This is a genomic window from Anabaena sp. UHCC 0451 (assembly GCF_034931405.1).
Taxonomy (GTDB): Bacteria; Cyanobacteriota; Cyanobacteriia; order Cyanobacteriales; family Nostocaceae; genus RDYJ01.
On record NZ_JAYGHA010000057.1, the window covers coordinates 1 to 17,803 of the forward strand.

At 37.6% G+C, this 17,803-nt stretch carries 15 protein-coding genes; 5 read left to right on the plus strand and 10 right to left on the minus strand.

The genetic code is table 11. The annotated features are described in order from the left end of the window. The first annotated feature begins 36 nt into the window (after positions 1 to 36). Positions 37 to 2,640, plus strand: a complete 2,604-nt coding sequence (locus tag VB694_RS24525; protein WP_323362941.1) for an ATP-binding protein — start codon at positions 37 to 39, stop codon at positions 2,638 to 2,640. A 10-nt stretch (positions 2,641 to 2,650) separates the two neighbouring features. Here VB694_RS24525 and VB694_RS24530 read toward each other — a convergent pair whose 3' ends face one another. Both VB694_RS24530 and VB694_RS24535 read right to left on the minus strand, forming a co-directional pair. After that, positions 2,651 to 3,226 (minus strand): Uma2 family endonuclease, encoded by a 576-nt coding sequence (locus VB694_RS24530; RefSeq protein WP_323362942.1) that lies wholly within the window; start codon positions 3,224 to 3,226, stop codon positions 2,651 to 2,653. Between the two features lie 220 nt (positions 3,227 to 3,446). Continuing rightward, the gene (locus tag VB694_RS24535; protein WP_323362943.1) at positions 3,447 to 4,868 is read right to left on the minus strand and encodes an NADP-dependent isocitrate dehydrogenase; all 1,422 of its coding nucleotides are present in this window, start codon (positions 4,866 to 4,868) and stop codon (positions 3,447 to 3,449) included. A 304-nt stretch (positions 4,869 to 5,172) separates the two neighbouring features. Between VB694_RS24535 and VB694_RS24540 the strand changes: the two genes are divergently transcribed. Continuing rightward, positions 5,173 to 5,889 (plus strand): GUN4 domain-containing protein, encoded by a 717-nt coding sequence (locus VB694_RS24540; protein WP_323362944.1) that lies wholly within the window; start codon positions 5,173 to 5,175, stop codon positions 5,887 to 5,889. Positions 5,890 to 6,070: 181 nt separating this feature from the next. On the opposite strand, the gene VB694_RS24545 is transcribed toward VB694_RS24540, so the two are convergent. Beyond that, positions 6,071 to 7,264, minus strand: coding sequence for a HAMP domain-containing sensor histidine kinase (locus tag VB694_RS24545; protein WP_323362945.1), 1,194 nt, complete (start codon positions 7,262 to 7,264; stop codon positions 6,071 to 6,073). Between the two features lie 194 nt (positions 7,265 to 7,458). Between VB694_RS24545 and VB694_RS24550 the strand changes: the two genes are divergently transcribed. Then, complete coding sequence (locus VB694_RS24550; RefSeq protein ID WP_323362946.1) at positions 7,459 to 8,583, plus strand: ABC transporter ATP-binding protein; 1,125 nt, start codon at positions 7,459 to 7,461, stop codon at positions 8,581 to 8,583. Between the two features lie 33 nt (positions 8,584 to 8,616). Here VB694_RS24550 and VB694_RS24555 read toward each other — a convergent pair whose 3' ends face one another. Continuing rightward, positions 8,617 to 9,426: a hypothetical protein gene (locus VB694_RS24555; protein ID WP_323362947.1), complete on the minus strand. Its 810-nt coding sequence runs from the start codon at positions 9,424 to 9,426 to the stop codon at positions 8,617 to 8,619. Positions 9,427 to 9,531: 105 nt separating this feature from the next. Here VB694_RS24555 and VB694_RS24560 point away from each other — a divergent pair, with 105 nt between their 5' ends. Continuing rightward, positions 9,532 to 9,798 carry a type II toxin-antitoxin system HicA family toxin gene (locus VB694_RS24560; protein ID WP_323362948.1) on the plus strand — a complete coding sequence of 89 codons (267 nt, stop codon included), beginning with the start codon at positions 9,532 to 9,534 and terminating at the stop codon, positions 9,796 to 9,798. Beyond that, positions 9,788 to 10,126: a type II toxin-antitoxin system HicB family antitoxin gene (locus tag VB694_RS24565; RefSeq protein ID WP_323362949.1), complete on the plus strand. Its 339-nt coding sequence runs from the start codon at positions 9,788 to 9,790 to the stop codon at positions 10,124 to 10,126. Before VB694_RS24560 ends, VB694_RS24565 begins: the two co-directional genes overlap by 11 nt. Here the strand turns inward: VB694_RS24565 and mtnA are convergent. The 6 genes from mtnA to VB694_RS24595 form a co-directional block, all read right to left on the minus strand. Then, on the minus strand, positions 10,120 to 11,160 hold the full coding sequence (gene mtnA / locus VB694_RS24570; protein ID WP_323362950.1) for an S-methyl-5-thioribose-1-phosphate isomerase: 1,041 nt from the start codon (positions 11,158 to 11,160) through the stop codon (positions 10,120 to 10,122). The two genes, VB694_RS24565 and mtnA, sit on opposite strands and share 7 nt — an antisense overlap. Before the next feature lie 534 nt (positions 11,161 to 11,694). Further along, entirely contained in the window at positions 11,695 to 13,572 is a 1,878-nt protein-coding gene (gene uvrC / locus VB694_RS24575; protein WP_323362951.1) for an excinuclease ABC subunit UvrC, read from the minus strand. A gap of 124 nt (positions 13,573 to 13,696) precedes the next feature. Beyond that, positions 13,697 to 14,917: an LL-diaminopimelate aminotransferase gene (locus VB694_RS24580; protein ID WP_323362952.1), complete on the minus strand. Its 1,221-nt coding sequence runs from the start codon at positions 14,915 to 14,917 to the stop codon at positions 13,697 to 13,699. A gap of 114 nt (positions 14,918 to 15,031) precedes the next feature. Then, positions 15,032 to 15,367 (minus strand): thioredoxin family protein, encoded by a 336-nt coding sequence (locus VB694_RS24585; RefSeq protein ID WP_323362953.1) that lies wholly within the window; start codon positions 15,365 to 15,367, stop codon positions 15,032 to 15,034. Between the two features lie 262 nt (positions 15,368 to 15,629). After that, positions 15,630 to 16,406: a PspA/IM30 family protein gene (locus VB694_RS24590; protein WP_323362954.1), complete on the minus strand. Its 777-nt coding sequence runs from the start codon at positions 16,404 to 16,406 to the stop codon at positions 15,630 to 15,632. Positions 16,407 to 16,604: 198 nt separating this feature from the next. Further along, complete coding sequence (locus VB694_RS24595) at positions 16,605 to 17,285, minus strand: PspA/IM30 family protein (protein ID WP_323362955.1); 681 nt, start codon at positions 17,283 to 17,285, stop codon at positions 16,605 to 16,607. Positions 17,286 to 17,803 lie beyond the last annotated feature (518 nt).

Genomic DNA, 17,803 nt, shown 5'->3' on the forward strand with positions numbered 1-17,803 from the left:
AAGAAATATTCTGAATCTACTATTTAGAAATCTATTATGAATAAACAATCTCCCGTACCGCGTTTAGATTTAGCCCCAAAATTACGCCGTCCTCTATCATTATGGAATCCTTTAGATTATCTATTGTTGTTGTATTGGGTGTTTTATTTTCCCCAGGCTTTGCGGTGGTATGTTGATACTTTTGGCGAGGGTTATATTCCTGGTGAAACGATGAACAGGAGTAATTTCATTAAGCGTAATTTATTATTTCAATGCGTTATCTCAACAATAATTACACCTATATTAATTTGTTTATTTTTGAAAACATTAGGTTTGTATATTGACTGGTTCGGTGTGGCATCTGGTATAGCCGTAGGTATGGGGTTCGGTATAGCAGGTGTTATAACCGAAGGTATGGTATTTGGTATAGCAGTAGGTATGGCGTTTGGTGTAGCAGGAAGTGTCGGGTTTGGTGTAGCACAAAGTATGGCATTTGGTGTGGGCTTTGGGATAGCAGGAAGTGTGGTACTAGCTTTAGTACGAAATGTCGTGGTACATATAGTGAAAGGTATGGCATTTAGTATGGTATTTGGAATGGCATTTGGTGCGTTATTTGGAATGGCATTTGATGTGGTATTTGATGTAGTATTTGGTGTGGCATTCGGTGTGGCAGTTTTACGTCCAGACAATTGGTTAATGGGCTTACTTTTTATTCTCAAAAATGATAGTTTGTTACTTCCCCGCATTACTCCCATCCCCATACCCTCTCTTAATATACTTTTAGAAAATTGGTTGTTACGTGACTGGAAAACAGGAATACATAATATTAATGAATATTTGTTATATACTTGGCAATTTATTCCTGTAGTCCAATCAGTGAATCAGGTACTAAATAGTAAACCACCAGAGCAAATAATTTGGTATGTTTCTCAATTAGCTGAAACTACTTATAATTGGGAAATAATATATTTTACATCGGCTACGCTCAATAAAAGATTCAAGTCGGAAGTAATAGATCATTTATTATTTTTACCTTCCTCTTGGAAAAAAAAATTACAGATGAAGTTGAATACAGATACTTGCCTAGATACTGACTCTCAAGCTGCTGCGGCAGGATTTTGGTATCTTCATGAAAAACAACCAATAAAAGCAAAAGAAGCTTTTGAAGTAGTTCGCTCCCTTCCCTATGGAGAAGAAATGTATATCCTTGCTCAAGTTTTGGAGAAGCTAAACAATGTTCAAACATTATACTCTATTTTAAATCTAGAATTACCTAATTTTCCGCAGAGAAAAGGTTTATTACGTCCTGACACTTGGCAAATATTAAATAGATTTCTGAAAGTAATAGAATTCGTAAAAACTATCAAATCTAGCATATATTATAATAAACGTTATTTAGCTTTTCTTTGTGCAGTAGCAGAAATTGTGGTTATTGCAAATACATTAGACAAACTGTTTGAAGCTGAAAAGGGATTAATTAGAGATATTACAGAAAATTGGGGGCAAATTATATTAAAAATAGTGGACGAATTTGAAAATATATATATTACTAAACCAGTTAATAATCTCTACATTATTGGTGATCCAGTAAGTGGTAATTTATTTATTGGTAGAGAAGATATAATTAGACAATTAGAAGAAATTTGGTTAAGAACTTCTCAACTCCAGTCTGTAGTCATTTATGGTCATAGACGCATGGGTAAAACTTCCATTTTACGCAATGCTGCCAATTCTTTAGATAATCAGGTAAAAGTTGCTTATGTGAATTTACTCAAATTGGGAGATGTAACCCAAGGTGTAGGTGAAGTATTAATGGCTATTAGTGATGAAATTTCCCAAGTTGTGAATATTCCCCCTCCCAATGATGATGATTTATTAAAACTACCTGTCCTCACTTTTAACCGTTACTTTAAAGAAGTAATTAAAAATTTATCTGGTGGTTTAATTATTGCTTTAGATGAATTTGAAAAAATTGAAGATTTAATTAAAGATCAAAAAATTCCTGCTAATTTTATGGACTTATTGAGAGGTTTATTACAAGAATCTCCTCAAGTTGCTTTTGCTTTTGCAGGGTTGCACACTTTAGATGAAATGACAGCAGATTATTTTCATCCCTTTTTTGGTAGTGTGATTAATATTCGTGTGGGTTTTCTCAGTCGTGGTGCAACTGGTCAAATTCTCGCTAACCCTGCTATTGAAGATTTTTTATTAGACTATACACCAGAAACACTAGATAAAATTTATGATTTAACCTACGGACAACCTTATTTAGTGCAGTTAATAGGTTTTCATTTAGTCCGACTATATAATGATTTTGTCTTTGAACAAGGAAGAAACCGCGACTCAGTTTTTAATGTAGAAGATGTAGAAGCAGTTGTGAATAAACCGGAATTTTTTACCAGAGGTAGTAATTATTTTAATGGTGTTTGGGGTCAAGCTGGGGAAAATGGTAATATTCAACAAGTAATTTTAAGTCATCTGGCAAAATCTCCCCAAGGATTAAGTTTAAATGATTTGGTTGAGTTGACAGGAATAGATGAAAGTAATTTACAGACAGCTTTAGATACTTTAAAACGTCATGATGTGATTGTAGAAAATCAGGGACGATGGATAATTATTGTAGAGTTATTTCGCCGTTGGGTTGTGAAAACACATCCTTAAATTAAATATATTAATAACAATCTAAACTTAAACTAAATCCTGGTAATATCTCTTCACCTAATAATTTTGTCGGTAAATTTCGCAATTCTACATCTTGTCCTAAACGATAAATTTCTACTTGTTGCTGTTGAGGATTTATTAACCATCCCAGTTTTACCCCTGCATTCATATATTCTTGCATTTTTTGACGCAGAGTTTCTAAATTATCCGTAGCTGACCTTAATTCAATTACAAAATCTGGTGCAATGGGGGGAAATTTACGTTTTTGTTCAGGTGTTAATGCTTCCCAACGTTCTTTTTTAATCCAAGCTGCATCAGGAGAGCGATCGCCCCCATTTGGTAGTTTAAATATAGTGGAAGAACTAAAAGTGTAACCAAGTCTTGTTTGCCGATTCCAAATACCTAAATCTATAATAAATTCTGCTTCTCTATTTCCGCTTTCTCCTCCCACTGGTGGCATAATAATTAATTCTCCGGTAGATGTACGTTCAAATTGTAAATCACTGTTTTTTTGACATAGTTGATAAAACTGTTCATCAGTTAAATTAACAGTGTCTAAGTTGAGTTTTAAAGGACTGATAACCATAAAAATTTTTATTCTCCTGACTAGGATATATTAATATTATGACTCAAACATGATTTTTATACAAGTTATCAATCCTGTTCATCCTTTAATCCTGTACTATGGCTAACGCCACGCTCCGCGAACGACTTCGCTCAGTAACCAGACATCCTGATTCTGACAATTGAGAGACGGGGAAACCCCGCAGAGGACGGGGAAACCCCGCCCCTACAGTTAACAGAAATTAACCAAAATGTTTGATAATTGCATCTGCAAATTCAGAACATTTCAAAGGTTCTACAGGTGGTTCAATCATCCGCGCTAAGTCATAGGTAACTTGACCATTTGCTATGGCTGCACTCAATCCTTTTTTAACCAAATCTGCGGCTTCTTGCCAACCCATAAATTCCAGCATCATCACACCGGAAAGAATCACAGAACCGGGGTTAATTTTATCTAAACCTGCGTGTTTTGGTGCTGTACCATGAGTGGCTTCAAAAACCGCGCAGGAGTCGCCAATATTTGCCCCTGGACCCATGCCTAAACCGCCAACTATCGCCGCAGCAGCGTCAGATAAATAATCGCCGTTGAGGTTCATTGTCGCCAGAATAGAATACTCATCTGGTCGAGTTTGAATTTGTTGAAAGATACTATCGGCAATGCGATCATTGACCATGATTTTCTCTTTCCATTTGCCATTTCCATGACTTGCCCAAATATCATTAAGAACTGTTTCCACTTCTTTGACAATTTGCGCTTTTTTCTCTGGTGTTAAAGCATCAAAACCAGGATCGATCATTCTGGCGTTTTCTTCTAGGGAAATGTTGGGGTTTTTTTCCTTATTTCCTAAGATCCAAGATTCCCTTTCTGTAACGCACTGTTGACGAAATTCGCTGGTTGCTAGTTCATAACCCCAATCTCTAAAAGCGCCTTCGGTGTATTTCATGATGTTACCCTTATGTACCAAGGTTACTTGCTGCTTATCTTTGGGTAAAGTCAAAGCGTGTTTAATGGCACGTCTCACCAAACGTTGAGAACCGCTTTTACTGATAGGCTTAATTCCTATACCAGCATCGAGGGGAATTTGTTTTTTACCGTGTTCTGGGGTAGCGGGTATTAATTCTTCATTTAGGAACTTGATCAAGCGATCGCCAATTTCGCTTCCCTGCTTCCACTCAATCCCCAAATAAATGTCTTCCGTATTTTCCCGGTAAACAATTACATCCAATTTTTCCGGGTTTTTGTGTGGAGATGGTGTACCAGCGTAGTAACGACAAGGACGCACACAGGCGTAAAGGTCAAAAATTTGCCGTAATGCCACATTTAAAGACCGAATTCCACCACCAACGGGAGTAGTCAAAGGTCCTTTTATAGCAACGCCATATTCTTTAATAGCTGTGAGTGTATCTTGAGGTAAATACTGGTATGTACCGTATAAATCACAGGCTTCATCACCAGCATAAACCTTAAACCAGCTAATCTTTCTTGTGCCTTTATATGCCTTAGCAACCGCAGCATCAAGCACTTTTTCCGTCGCAGGCCAAATATCTATACCTGTTCCATCACCGCGAATAAAGGGAATAATGGGATTTTCTGGAACAACAGGTTCACCATTTTTGAAGGTAATTTTTTCGCCAGTTGTCGGGGGGGTAATCTTGTCGTACATATTTCACACATTCCAAATAGAAGGAGTTCAGGAGACAGGAGACAGGAGTCAGAAGGAAGAAGTCAGGAGGTAAATATTTATTTCTCCCCATCTCCCCATCTCCCCATCTCCTTTGTCTGAGGCGCAGATCATCCCCTGCTTTAGCTGATAAATTATTGGTAGCTTAGACGTAGGTTTCAGTTAAACCGGCGCTATTTTGTACAGTCAAAAATAGTAAACTACTTTTCGCTATCTGCGCTTCATTTTGTAGAATGCCCAATAGCTGATTCGTTTTTTCACGCTCACCGCTAACACGAGTAATGGCATGACAGACCCAATGATTGTATCAGGCACTGCTAATGACATCGACTCCCTGCGCCAAAAGTTAATCGCTGGGTCCCAAAAAGTCCAACAACAAATCATCCCACAGTTAGCTGACTTGGGTAATGAAGGATTAGAGGTGTTGCAGGAATTTTTACTGAAACGTCGTGACACTCCAGCAACTTGGATTGATGGTAAAGCTTACCAAGTAGTCTACAACTCTGATGCACCTACAGCCAGGGAATTTCTAGAAACTAACTTTCCTGAAGGAATTGTACCTCTAAAATCAGACTGTGGGATCAGTTACAATTCTTTGCAACAACTACTCACCCGTCAAGAGTTCCAAGCAGCTGACCTTCTGACTATCCAAAAAATGTGTGAAGTGGCAGGCCCCACAACGGTGCAGAGAAAATGGTTGTATTTTACCGATGTAGATAATTTCCCAATTCAGGACTTACAAACCATTAATCATCTGTGGGTAGTCCACTCAGAAGGAAAGTTTGGTTTTTCTGTACAGCGAGAAATTTGGTTGGGGTTGGGTAAAAACTGGATCAACCTATGGACGAAAATTGGCTGGAAAAGCGGTAATAACTGGACGCGCTACCCCCATGAGTTTACATGGGATTTAAGCGCCCCTAGAGGTCATCTACCCCTCTCTAATCAACTGCGGGGTGTGCGGGTGATGTCTTCCCTTCTCAACCATCCTGCTTGGAATATGTAGGCAAATGGATCAAATTCATTGAAATGCTCAGAGTGAAATGCTCAGAGATGGAATTTTTGACTTTCATATCTCGATTCAGCAAAGTTCTAAATTGAAAGAACGAGGTTTATTAGATTGAGAACTATTGATTTCATACAAAGACGCAAAACTATTTTTAGCATTTTTGCGTCTCTGCTCGAAATCAACTTTCTTTCATTTCTATTTGCAAAGGCAAAATTACAGTAAAGGTAGAACCAACCCCCACTTGAGAAACTAGCTTAATTTCACCTTGTAATAGTTTCACTAAGTGCGAAACTATTGTTAAACCTAAACCAGTACTGTCAGGTAGGTGAGACTTTTGACTATGGCAACGAAAATAGGGTTCAAAAATCTGCTTTTGGTTTTCTGGTGCAATGCCAATACCTGGATCAGAAACGATAAATTCCCATTTTTGATTATCTAATAGATGACAAGTAATGTTAATACTTCCCGACTCTGTATAGCGAATCGCATTACTAACAAGATTTATGATAATTTGTTGTAATTGAAAGGCATCTGTGATTATTTTTTGAGGCTTTTGTTCATAATTAACTACGAGTGCCAATTTTTTTTCAGCAGCTAAAGGCTCAAGCATTTCACATACATCAGTAATGATTTCACAGACATCAGGTGATGTAAGTTCAAGTTTGATTTTGCCGGATTCATAGCGCGATACTTCTAGTAAATCATTAATTAAACGTAGCAATTGTCTGCCATTACGTAATACTCGTTCAATATGTTCAATATTATGATAAGCTTCTTTTTCATCAGTTTTTCGATGTTGACGTAAAAATAAATCAGAGTAACCAATAATTGAAGCTAGAGGCTGTTTTAAATCATGAGTTAGTAAAGAGAGATTTTCTCGATTAGCATTAATTAATCTAGTTAGTTCCTGATTGTGCAAAGTTAAAGTATTATGCAGATGATCTAATTCTCTGAATCGTTCATCAACATAACTATTAAAACACCGAGCGATCGCTTCATCAAGGACAGTGTTAATCAACCGAAAAGCCCGAATAATATCTCTAGGAGTTCCCTGCAACAAATCTTCTTGGATTACATCACATATTACTGCTCTTAAATGATGATATTCTCTAGCAATTTCTTCTGAGTTAAAGCCTTGTGTAGCTCTAATAACTCCATGTTCCCAACTAGCGGTGACGATTGACTTAAAATCATTGCTCTCATAGGTTGAAAGGACTGTTACTATTGCTTTCAATATATATGGAATGTGATTTTTAATTGCACTGAAGGATAGATTATCAGCACTTTCTATTTGTCTATCTTGGCGAACAGCTATTACCCATTTATCTAAAATAATATCATTTTTATCAGCCAGCACTTGACTAAAATCCATTTGTTTAAATTCCGTGAATCTAATTACACATCAATTAGTTTAGCAGTAAGAATTCAGGTAAGGCGATAAGATCCCCGACTTCTTTTATTTATTGTGTCCATAAATGATAAATTGATCTTAGAGGTCGGGGATCTAGATATGAACGTTCCCGTATAATTGGATCAAACTGTCAAATACAACGAATTAATTTCATAATGGCAAAAGTTGTTCTAGAAAATATTAAGCGTAAATTCAACAATGTCACCGCTATCGAGGATATTACTTTTGAAATTCCTGATGGTGAATTTTGGGTGCTAGTTGGTCCTTCGGGGTGCGGGAAATCTACAATTTTACGAACTATTGCTGGATTGGAAACTGCAACATCTGGTAATTTGTTTATAGGCGATCGCTTGGTTAATGATATCCCAGCAAGGGCGCGTGATGTGGCGATGGTATTTCAAAATTATGCCCTTTATCCCCATAAAACCGTCGCCCAAAATATCGCTTTTGGTTTGGAAATGCGAAAGGTTAATAAAAAGACGATTCAAGAACGAGTTTTGACGGTTGCGCGATCGCTTTCTCTGGAAAATCTGTTAGACAGAAAACCAAAACAACTTTCTGGTGGACAACAGCAACGGGTAGCATTAGGAAGAGCGATCGCACGTCAACCACAATTATTTCTACTTGATGAACCTTTATCTAATTTAGATGCTCAATTACGAGATGATACCAGAGCAGAATTAAAGCAATTGCATCAACAATTGGGAATTACGACAATTTACGTCACCCATGACCAAGTTGAAGCAATGACTTTAGCTGATAAAATTGTAGTATTAAATCGGGGACGTATTCAACAAATTGGCGATCCTCAAAGTATTTACGCTTTACCTGCTAATGAAATGGTAGCAAGTTTTTTGGGTAATCCACCTATGAATATTTTACCTGCTATCTATAAGGGTGATAATTTTGATATTAGCGGACAATTATTAGCTATTCCTGAAAATATCAACACAGCTTTAAAGTTGCACCCAGAACAAATATGTAATTTGGGTATTCGTCCTGAACATATTAGTATTGGAAATATTAACGAACCGCAGAGACGCAGAGAACGCAGAGAGGAGGAGTTAGGAGGGTTAGTTGTTGAGGTGAAGGTTGTTGAACCTTTGGGTAGGGAAACTTTGATTCGTGTCTCTTTACCCGGTTCTTCTGGGTTTATAAATGTTCAGGTGGGTGGGGGTGTGCGTTTACATCCTGGGGAAAATCTGCATTTGCAGTTAGATTTAAATCAGTTGTTTGTGTTTGACCCAAGTAGTGGGGAAAGAATTTTTCCCGTGGTTTGAGGATAATACCAACCTACAAAAAACTGCCACCTTTCACCTATTAACTTCTTTAAATCCTGTCGCTTTGAGAATTTCTTGATCACCTTTTCTTACTATTAGGGTTGAATCAGCATTTCCATCTTCTGTAATCGGTTGTTCTAAGATATAAACATAATCTCCATTTGTCCACCCTGTCACGCATTTTCCATCACGACAAGAAACTCTACCTCCTGTTAATTCAAGACATTGACCTTTTGCATCACATCCTTTATAAGTCAAGTTTCCTGTATTATTAACTCCTGTCCAAGATTCATGATTACCTGTTGTAATTGTCCACTCACCATTACTGATAGTTTGGGTTTTACTTTCTTTGGGGTTTGTTGATGTTTTTTCATCTAAAACTTCCATTTTGGTAATGATTGATTCTTGACGACTTTTTCCGCAAGGTTCAGCACTTTCGCAATCATTAACTGATTCTATTGTGAAAACAGCACGTACTTTTTTATTTAGAAATTTTCTTTCTTCTGCACAAATCTCAAAACTTGCACCAACTCGGTTTTCTTGACCTTGTTCATCTACTAAATTGACATAACATAGTAAATCACCATTTACTAATTCTTTGACTGTACCAATTTGTGGTGATTTATTTTTGATGGTGGTTTTGCTGACTGTTTGAGGTACAGATTTTGTTTTAGTTTGAGTATCTGTTTTTGGTTTAGTTTCCGGTTCTGGGGAATTTTCCGGTTGAGATTGTGCAGTATTATTAGTTAATGTTTCTGTGGTTGTACTGTTTGGTGCATTACTACAACTAACCAGAGAAATGCAGGAAATAATTAAGGAAATTGTGGGAATTAATTTTTTCATGGGTAATTTTTACAAGTTGGTAAATGCTAGATTCATTTTTTTGGCTAAATATGATCATTAGGTCAACTTTTAGTAGATAATAGTATCAACTTATGATACTATATAATGGAACTAAATACTAAACACAAAAAATCCCTCGATGCTATCTTTGAAAATCCAGTTAGAGCAAACATTCCTTGGAGTGATATTGAAGGAATGCTTGTAGCACTAGGAGCAGAAATAACACAAGGTTCTGGTTCAAGAGTGAGAATTTATCTCAATGATGTAAAAGCTGTTTTTCATAGACCTCATCCCCAAAAAGAAACAGATAAAGGTGCTGTAAAATCCATGCGTCGCTTTTTACTAGAAGCAGGAGTTAGCAATGAAATATAAAGGTTATGAAGCAATAGTTGAATTTGACGACGAAGCTGATATTTTTCATGGTGAGGTTATTAATATTCGAGATGTGATTACATTTCAAGGTAGTAGTGTAGAAGAGTTGAAAAAAGCTTTTCACGATTCAGTAGATGATTATCTAGAATTCTGTCAGGAACGTGGTGAAGAACCTGATAAACCATTTTCAGGTAAATTTGTGGTGAGAATTAATCCTCAATTACACCAAATAATTACAATTCGAGCGAAAAAAGAAGGTAAAAGTTTGAATTCTTGGATAGAAAAATGCTTGTCTGAGTATACAGGTAAGTCTGGTTATTCTCATTGAGAAATAGTATGACACTTTACCAACTCACCAGGAGCAAAAGCACCATTTTCTGTAATAATAGCTGTAATTAATTCTGCGGGAGTAACATCAAAAGCAGGATTATAAAATTCAACTCCGGTCGGTGTGAGAACAGTATCACCAACTTGATAAATTTCTGAGGGATGACGTTCTTCAATGGGAATTTGACTCCCATTAGCTAAGGTAAAATCAATAGTAGAAATCGGTGCAGCAACAAAGAAAGGAATATGATGAGCTTTAGCAACAATGGCTAAACTATAAGTACCGATTTTATTAGCAGTATCTCCATTTGCAGCTATTCTATCAGCACCAACCACAACCGCATCAATTAAACCTTGTTTCATGCAATGAGCGGCCATATTATCAGTGATAACTGTAACGGGAATTCCTTCTTGCACACATTCCCAAGCGGTGAGTTTTGCACCTTGTAAACGGGGACGGGTTTCATCTGCAAATACTCGTGTTAACCTTCCTTCTCTCCAAGCTGAACGCACTACACCTAATGCAGTACCATAACCAGCAGTTGCTAAAGCACCAGCGTTACAGTGAGTCAGGATAATTAACTTTTTTGGGGTTTTGGGTAAAGCTGCTAAACCATGATCACCTATTTGTTGACAGGTTTGAATATCGTCAGCGTTGATTTTTTGGGCAGTTTCTAGGAGAATTTGTTTAATTTCTGCTATTGTCCCCAGAGTTTCATAAGCTGTTTGCATCATTTTCCCAATTGCCCAAAATAAGTTTACTGCGGTGGGACGGGTAGAACGCAATAACTGGGCGACTTTTTCTAATTGGTGTAAAAATTCGGTGCGATCGCTGGTTTCAATTTCCCTCGCACCTAAATACATTCCGTAAGCAGCAGCAACACCAATAGCCGGCGCACCTCTAACAATCATAGTTCTAATTGCCTCGGCCATGTCTTCGCTGCGATGAATTTCTATGACAGCATACTCATTTGGTAAACGAGTTTGATCAATGAGTACAACTGAGTTATTTTGCCAGATAATAGGATAAAGCATGAATGGGTAATTGGTAATGGGTAATGGGTAATGGGTAATTGGTAATTGGTAACAGTTATTTCCCAGTCCTTAATTCCCAATCCCTACTACTGTGGAAAATAAAGAATCATCATAGCAACATTGGGGTGATTGTGAGCGATATCGCAAATCTTTCTTATCATCTGCATTTATCTGCGTTTTTTGCTTAACAATTCTTTACATGATTTTTCCCAAAAATTCCAAAAAAGTGTAAGCACCCATTTTTTACCCCAAATTATTGAGAATAGCTGCGAATGACTCAACGCAATTTCAAGGGTCTTGACTTCTGAAAGGGTTATGTTATGATAGTCTTGAGAAAAATCCAAGGGTCTTCTATAACCAAAACGTAACTACGTAAACCGCTGTATATCTTTAAGTATGTTTAACAAATTTATATTGAAATAATATTCAGGATTTAAGAATTAGTTTTATCCTGTTATCATCAGACTAAAAGATTAAATAAGATTAAATTCTTAGCAAGCAATTATTTGAAGATAATACAGCATAGTTCATTCCTCAACTCGGATGAAAATAATCATAAATTTCCTGCGCTAACCGTGAACCAATTCCCGGAACTTCAGTTAACTGTTGCGGTGTAGCTTGACGGATATAATCAACCGAGCGAAAATGAGCTAATAGTAACTTTTGTCGATGTTGTCCTAAACCGGGAACTTCATCTAACCGCGACCTTTTTAATTTATCACTTCTTTGTTGACGATGAAAACTCACAGCAAATCTGTGTGCTTCATCCCGCAATCTTCGCAATAACTGTACTCCTGGTTGTTCTGCATTAGTTTCTAAAGGTAAAGACTCTCCTGGTAAAAAGATTTCTTCCCGTTTTTTCGCTAAACTCACAACCCGCAAATCTGCTAACAAATTCATTTCTTGTAAAATGCTCACAACAGCAGATAATTGACCTTTACCACCATCAATCATCACTAAATCAGGCCAGTCAGAATTTCCAAATCTTGATAATTTTGGATCTTCAATATATTTCCTAAATCGTCTTTGTATAACTTCTGCTAAACTAGCAAAATCATCAGAATGTCCAATAGTCACCTGGGGATTTTTAATCTTATAATGACGGTAATATTGTTTAGCTGGTATCCCATCAATAAATACCACTTGAGAAGCTACCGCATTAGAACCTTGAATGTGAGAAATATCATAACCTTCAATCCGATGTGGTAACTCTGCTAAATCCAAAATCTCTGCTAAATCTTCCAAGGATTTTTGATTACTATCACCCAATTTTTGCATTCTTTGTAACTCAAATTGGGCATTGCGTTCTACCATTTCTATTAATTCTGCCTTTGTTTGTCGCAAAGGTGTAATAATATTTACTTTTCTTCCTTTACGTTCTGTCAAAATATCCGCTAAAATCTCCCCATCTGTTAACTCATGTTGTACTAAAATTTCTGTGGGAATTTCTACACTTTCCGCAGTTTGGTAATGTTCCTCTAAAACTCGTTGTAAAATCGCTCCTGGTTCAGCGTGAGAATTAGCAACAAAAGCTAATCTTCCTACTAATTGACCTGCACGAATTTGAAATAATTGAATAAAGGCGTGTTGATCATCCATCGCTAAAGCAATGGCATCTCGTGATACAGTATCATCAGGTAAGGATACTTTTTGCTGTGCAGTAAGAGATTTTAAACCGACAATTTGATCACGAATTTTTGCTGCTGTTTCAAAATTAAATTCTTCAGATGCAGCTTGCATTTGTGTTGTTAAAATATCAATTAGTTCCTGAGTTCTTCCTTGAAATACCATTGCTATTTTTTGGATAATTGTCCGGTATTCTTCAGGAGAAATTAATTTTTGACAAACTCCAGGACAACGACCAATATCATAATTTAAACAAGGACGATCTTTAAATAAAGGTTGTGGTCTTTGTTTCTGAGGAAATATGCGTTTACACAGGTGGACTATTTCCCGCAATAAACCTGAATCTGTATAGGGACCATAATATTTATCTTTTGCTTTTCCTAACTGACGTTTACGAGTAATAAAAATGCGCGGATATTGTTCTGACCAAGTAATGCAGAGATATGGATATTTTTTATCGTCTTTCAGTAAAACATTAAAATAAGGTTGATGCTGTTTAATTAAATTTGCTTCTAATGCTAATGCTTCTGTTTCCGTATCAGTGACAATAAATTCAATTTCTGTCACCAATTTAACCATTGTGTTGATGCGTTCGGTTTTGTTGCGGTCATCACGGAAATAGGAACGGACGCGGGAACGCAATTTGCGAGATTTACCTATATATATTATGCGATCGCTCCCATCGCGCATCAAATAAACCCCCGGTTCTGGGGGAATTTCTGTTAACCGATTTTCTAGTTTCTCTGGGTTTTTAACTAGTGGTAGAGTTGGGGAAGATAAAGTCACGGCTAATGTTAGGTAATTTTACAAAAATACCTCTTCTCTATTCTAACAAGTGACCTGGAAATTCTCCATTTTCTACATCCTATTTGTAAGGGTTTAGCATTGCTAAACCTAGATTTAACTAGATTTAACATTTCAAAAAATCAGCAATTCTACTTACAGCAGTTTCTAATATAGGTGGTTCTTGCACTAAAGCAAAACGCACATAGCCTTCACCAGCTTGACCAAAACCAGCACCAGGGGAAGCAGCGACACCAGTTTGTTTAACTAGCTCAGTGCAGAATTTAATGGAATTGTTACTCCAAGGCTCTGGTAATTTTGCCCAAATGTACATAGTCGCTTCCGGTTTAGGGACGTTCCAACCAATGCGATGTAGGGCATTTATGAAAGCGTCACGACGTTGACGGAAGGTATCAACAGCAACTTTCACCCCATCTTGATTTCCTGTCAGTGCAGCGATCGCTCCGTTTAAAATTCCCAAATACTGATTAAAGTCAACCGCTGCTTTTACCTGCCTTAAAGCTTGAATTAATTGAGCATTACCAATCGCATAACCAATGCGGAAACCACCCATATTATAAGACTTGGACAGGGTGAAAAATTCAATAGAAACGCTTTTTTCTGGATCAGCTTGGAGAATTGAAGGAACTAGGGATTGGGGATTGGGGACTGGGGACTGGGGACTGGGAATTGAGTCTTTAGCAAAGACTAAATCTACGTAAGGGAAATCATGGACTAAAACAATGTTGTGCTTTTGACAAAAAGCCACAGCTTCTTGGAAGAACGATAAAGGAGCGATCGCACTGGTAGGATTATGGGGATAGCTTAAAACCATCATCCGTGACTGAGCCAAAACTGAAGCGGGAATATCAGTCAACACTGGTAAAAAATTATTTTCTGCCTTTAATGGCATTGCGTAAATTTGCCCACTAGCTAAATAAACTCCTCCCACATGGGAAGGATAGCCAGGATCTAATAACAGAGCAAAATCGCCAGGATTGAGAATTGCTAACGGTAAATGAGCAGTTCCTTCTTGAGAACCAATCAAAGGTAAAACTTCTGTTTCTGGGTCAACTTTAATACTAAATTTCTGCTCATACCATTGCGCCGCAGCTTGGCGAAATTTCTGAGTTCCGCGAAACAGCAAATAACCATGAGTGCTAGGATCATAGAGAGATTTAGCGATCGCATCAATCACATGATTCTCTGCGGGTAAATCAGAAGACCCCAGAGACAAATCAATTAATTCTCGTCCAGCAGCTATAGCCACAGCCTTAGCCATGTCCATATCCGCAAATACATTAGATTCTAAGGGTTGTAAACGCTTTGCAAATTGCATCTTAGTCATTAGTCATTGTTCATTAGTCATTAGTCATTAGTCATTGGGCATTGGGTATTGGGCATTGGTTATTGGCATCTCTTCCCAGTCCCCAGTCCCCAGTCCCCAGTCCCTGACCATTAACTAATTACTATTTAAATGCGTATCCAAGAGTTCGAGTAATTTATCTTTGCTAATAACTCCCTCAGTCGATTCTAAAAGTTGGTTTTCTTTAATTAACCTGAGTGCAGGAACACCTTCCACCTGATACTGTTTGACAGTTATAGGGTTAGGGTCAATTTCCATTTTGACAATTTTCAGGCGATCGCTGTATTTAGTAGCAGCTAAATTAATCATTGGCGACATCAATTGACAAGGACCACACCAGGAAGCCCAAAAGTAAACTAATACAGGCTGATCAGCTTTTAAAACTTCAGTTTCAAATTCAGCATCAGTGATGGTGATTACACCCTTACTCATTGCAGTCTCCATTAGGTGGCATTAATCAAAGTTGACACACAATTTACTGTATCGTAAAAAGGAGTCTTAGGGGCGAAGCATTCGGTCGATAAATTATCGGTTTTTTCCCTTGTTTATCTTCCGAATGCTTCGCCCTTCCACCGAATGCTTCGCCCGTATAGGAGTCAGAAGCAAGAATTTATTTTTCTCCCTCAGTCCCCAAGGAAGCAAAATCCCACGACCAAGAGGTGTGGGAATATTTCAAGTGTGTTGTCTGCAAAAGTTACATTTGATCTAATTGTCTCTTGAGAGCTTCCAATTCAGAATCTACAGGTTCAGCAGGTTTAGTATTGCTAGTTTGTTGTTGTGGGGGTAACTGCGGTTGACTGACAGGAGTTGCTGGTGGTAGCATACTAGCTTTCAAAGCTGCTAATTCATCATCAACATCACTACCAGATTCCAACTGTGCAAATTGGTTCTCTAAATCAGCACCTACTAATTCTGCTGTAGATTGAGCGCGGGCTTCTTGCATCATCACCTTTTCTTCCATGCGCTCAAAAGCGGCCATAGCACTGCTGGTATTCATCCCCCTCGCCATTGATCCAATCTGCTCTTGGGCTTTAGCAGCAGTAATTCTGGCTTTGAGCATTTCTTTCTTGGTTTTGGCTTCAGAAATTTTGCTCTCTAGCTGGATTAAATTCTTCTTGATGCTGTCTACCTGAATATTTTGTTGATCCAGGCTAGTTTTTAGGGCTGTAGATGTATCTGTAAAACTTTTTTTGCGCTCTAAGGCTTGACGTGCTAGGTTTTCATCACCTTTTTGCAGAGCTAGTTGAGCGTTACGTTGCCATTTATTAACTTCATTTGCAGCATCATTGTACTGTTTCTCAGTGCGTTTTTGGGCAGCAATTGCTTGAGCAACCCCCTGACGCAGCTGTACCAAGTCTTCCTGCATTTCCAGGATGGCTTGTTCTAGCATCTTTTCTGGATCTTCAGCTTTGTTGATCAAATCGTTAACATTAGCACCAACTACTCTTTTAATGCGATCAAATAATCCCATAACTTTGTTTTTCCTTTCGAGGTTTACGCGCTTGGTTAGACAGTGAGCTTTTTTACTGTTTTAAGGGATACCTATTTCAATTTAATCTTTTCAGTCTGGAATGGCATTCTCTCTCCATTCTGAATCATGACACTATAATTCAGCTACATTAACTCATCACATTTAACACTCTGGAGTTTTGAGCGTTGTTTTTACTTGCTATTCGGGCGTGTTATTTACCTGATCTAACATTTGGGTTTTCATTGCTGCTAGTTCAGCATCCACATTATGAATAGAATTCAACTTAGCAAATCTTGTTTCCAGATTGTCACTATCTAGTTGACTAATAGCGGCTGATTGCGCTTCCATTTGTAAAACCTTATCTTCCATCCGTTCTAACGCACCCAGTCCAGATGTAGCCGAAACTCCCCCCAGCATTTCCTGAATTTTAGAGGATGCTTCAGCAGAACGAGCGCGAGCAATGTACATATCTTTTTTTGTTCTCACTTCCGCAGTTTTTAACTCCAAACGTCCCATATCCTGCTTTAATTTCTCTACCACCTGTTTTTGTTGTTCTATTTGCTCAAACAGGGTTTTAGCAGTTTGTTGATAAGTTTGACGTTTGGTGAGAGCTTCCCGTGCTAAAGCATCATTACCCTGTTGCAGAGCCAGTTGAGCGCGACGATACCATTCTTGGGCTTGAGACTCAGATGCGATCGCTTGACGTTCAGTACGTTTTTGAGTAGCGATCGCCCCAGCAACCCCTTGACGCAACTGTACCAAATTTGACTGCATTTCCAAAAAAGTTTGCTCTAGAATTTTTTCTGGATCTTCAGCACCATTTATCAAACTATTGACGTTAGCACGAATTACCCGCAGAATACGCTTCATCGCTTCCATACTCGGCTCTGCTCCATTCAGTTTTTATCACCCAGCGAATTATCAAGTTAGAGATGTGGTTGTTAACAATTTTGTCAACTAAGGGAATCTCTGCCTAGTGTGATTAGAGTTTTCCCTATATTTAATCACAGGTGACAATCATTAATAAAATTAATCAAATTCGACCGATTAAAACGTACATTCCCTTCTACATCTTAGCGTAAATTTCCATTGTAGCAATTATACACCTTCCTGCACTTAAGATTTCTTGTTCAATAACATATAGATACAATGGCTTTGGAAAAAAATTACTACCGAAATAATTCGTGAAATCTTCAGATTTTTAAAATATCAATTTTTGGGATCTGAAGATGAGGATGAATGAATTTTAAAATTGCCTACTTCCTTCCCAATACTTTTCGGTTAAGCTCAAAAAACAAATCATGTAGGTTAACTAACATTTAAAGGCATTTTTTAGGTTGCACTGTAATCCTTAACCAAACAGTATTGAGTATAAAAAGAGTATGTCATCCAAAAAC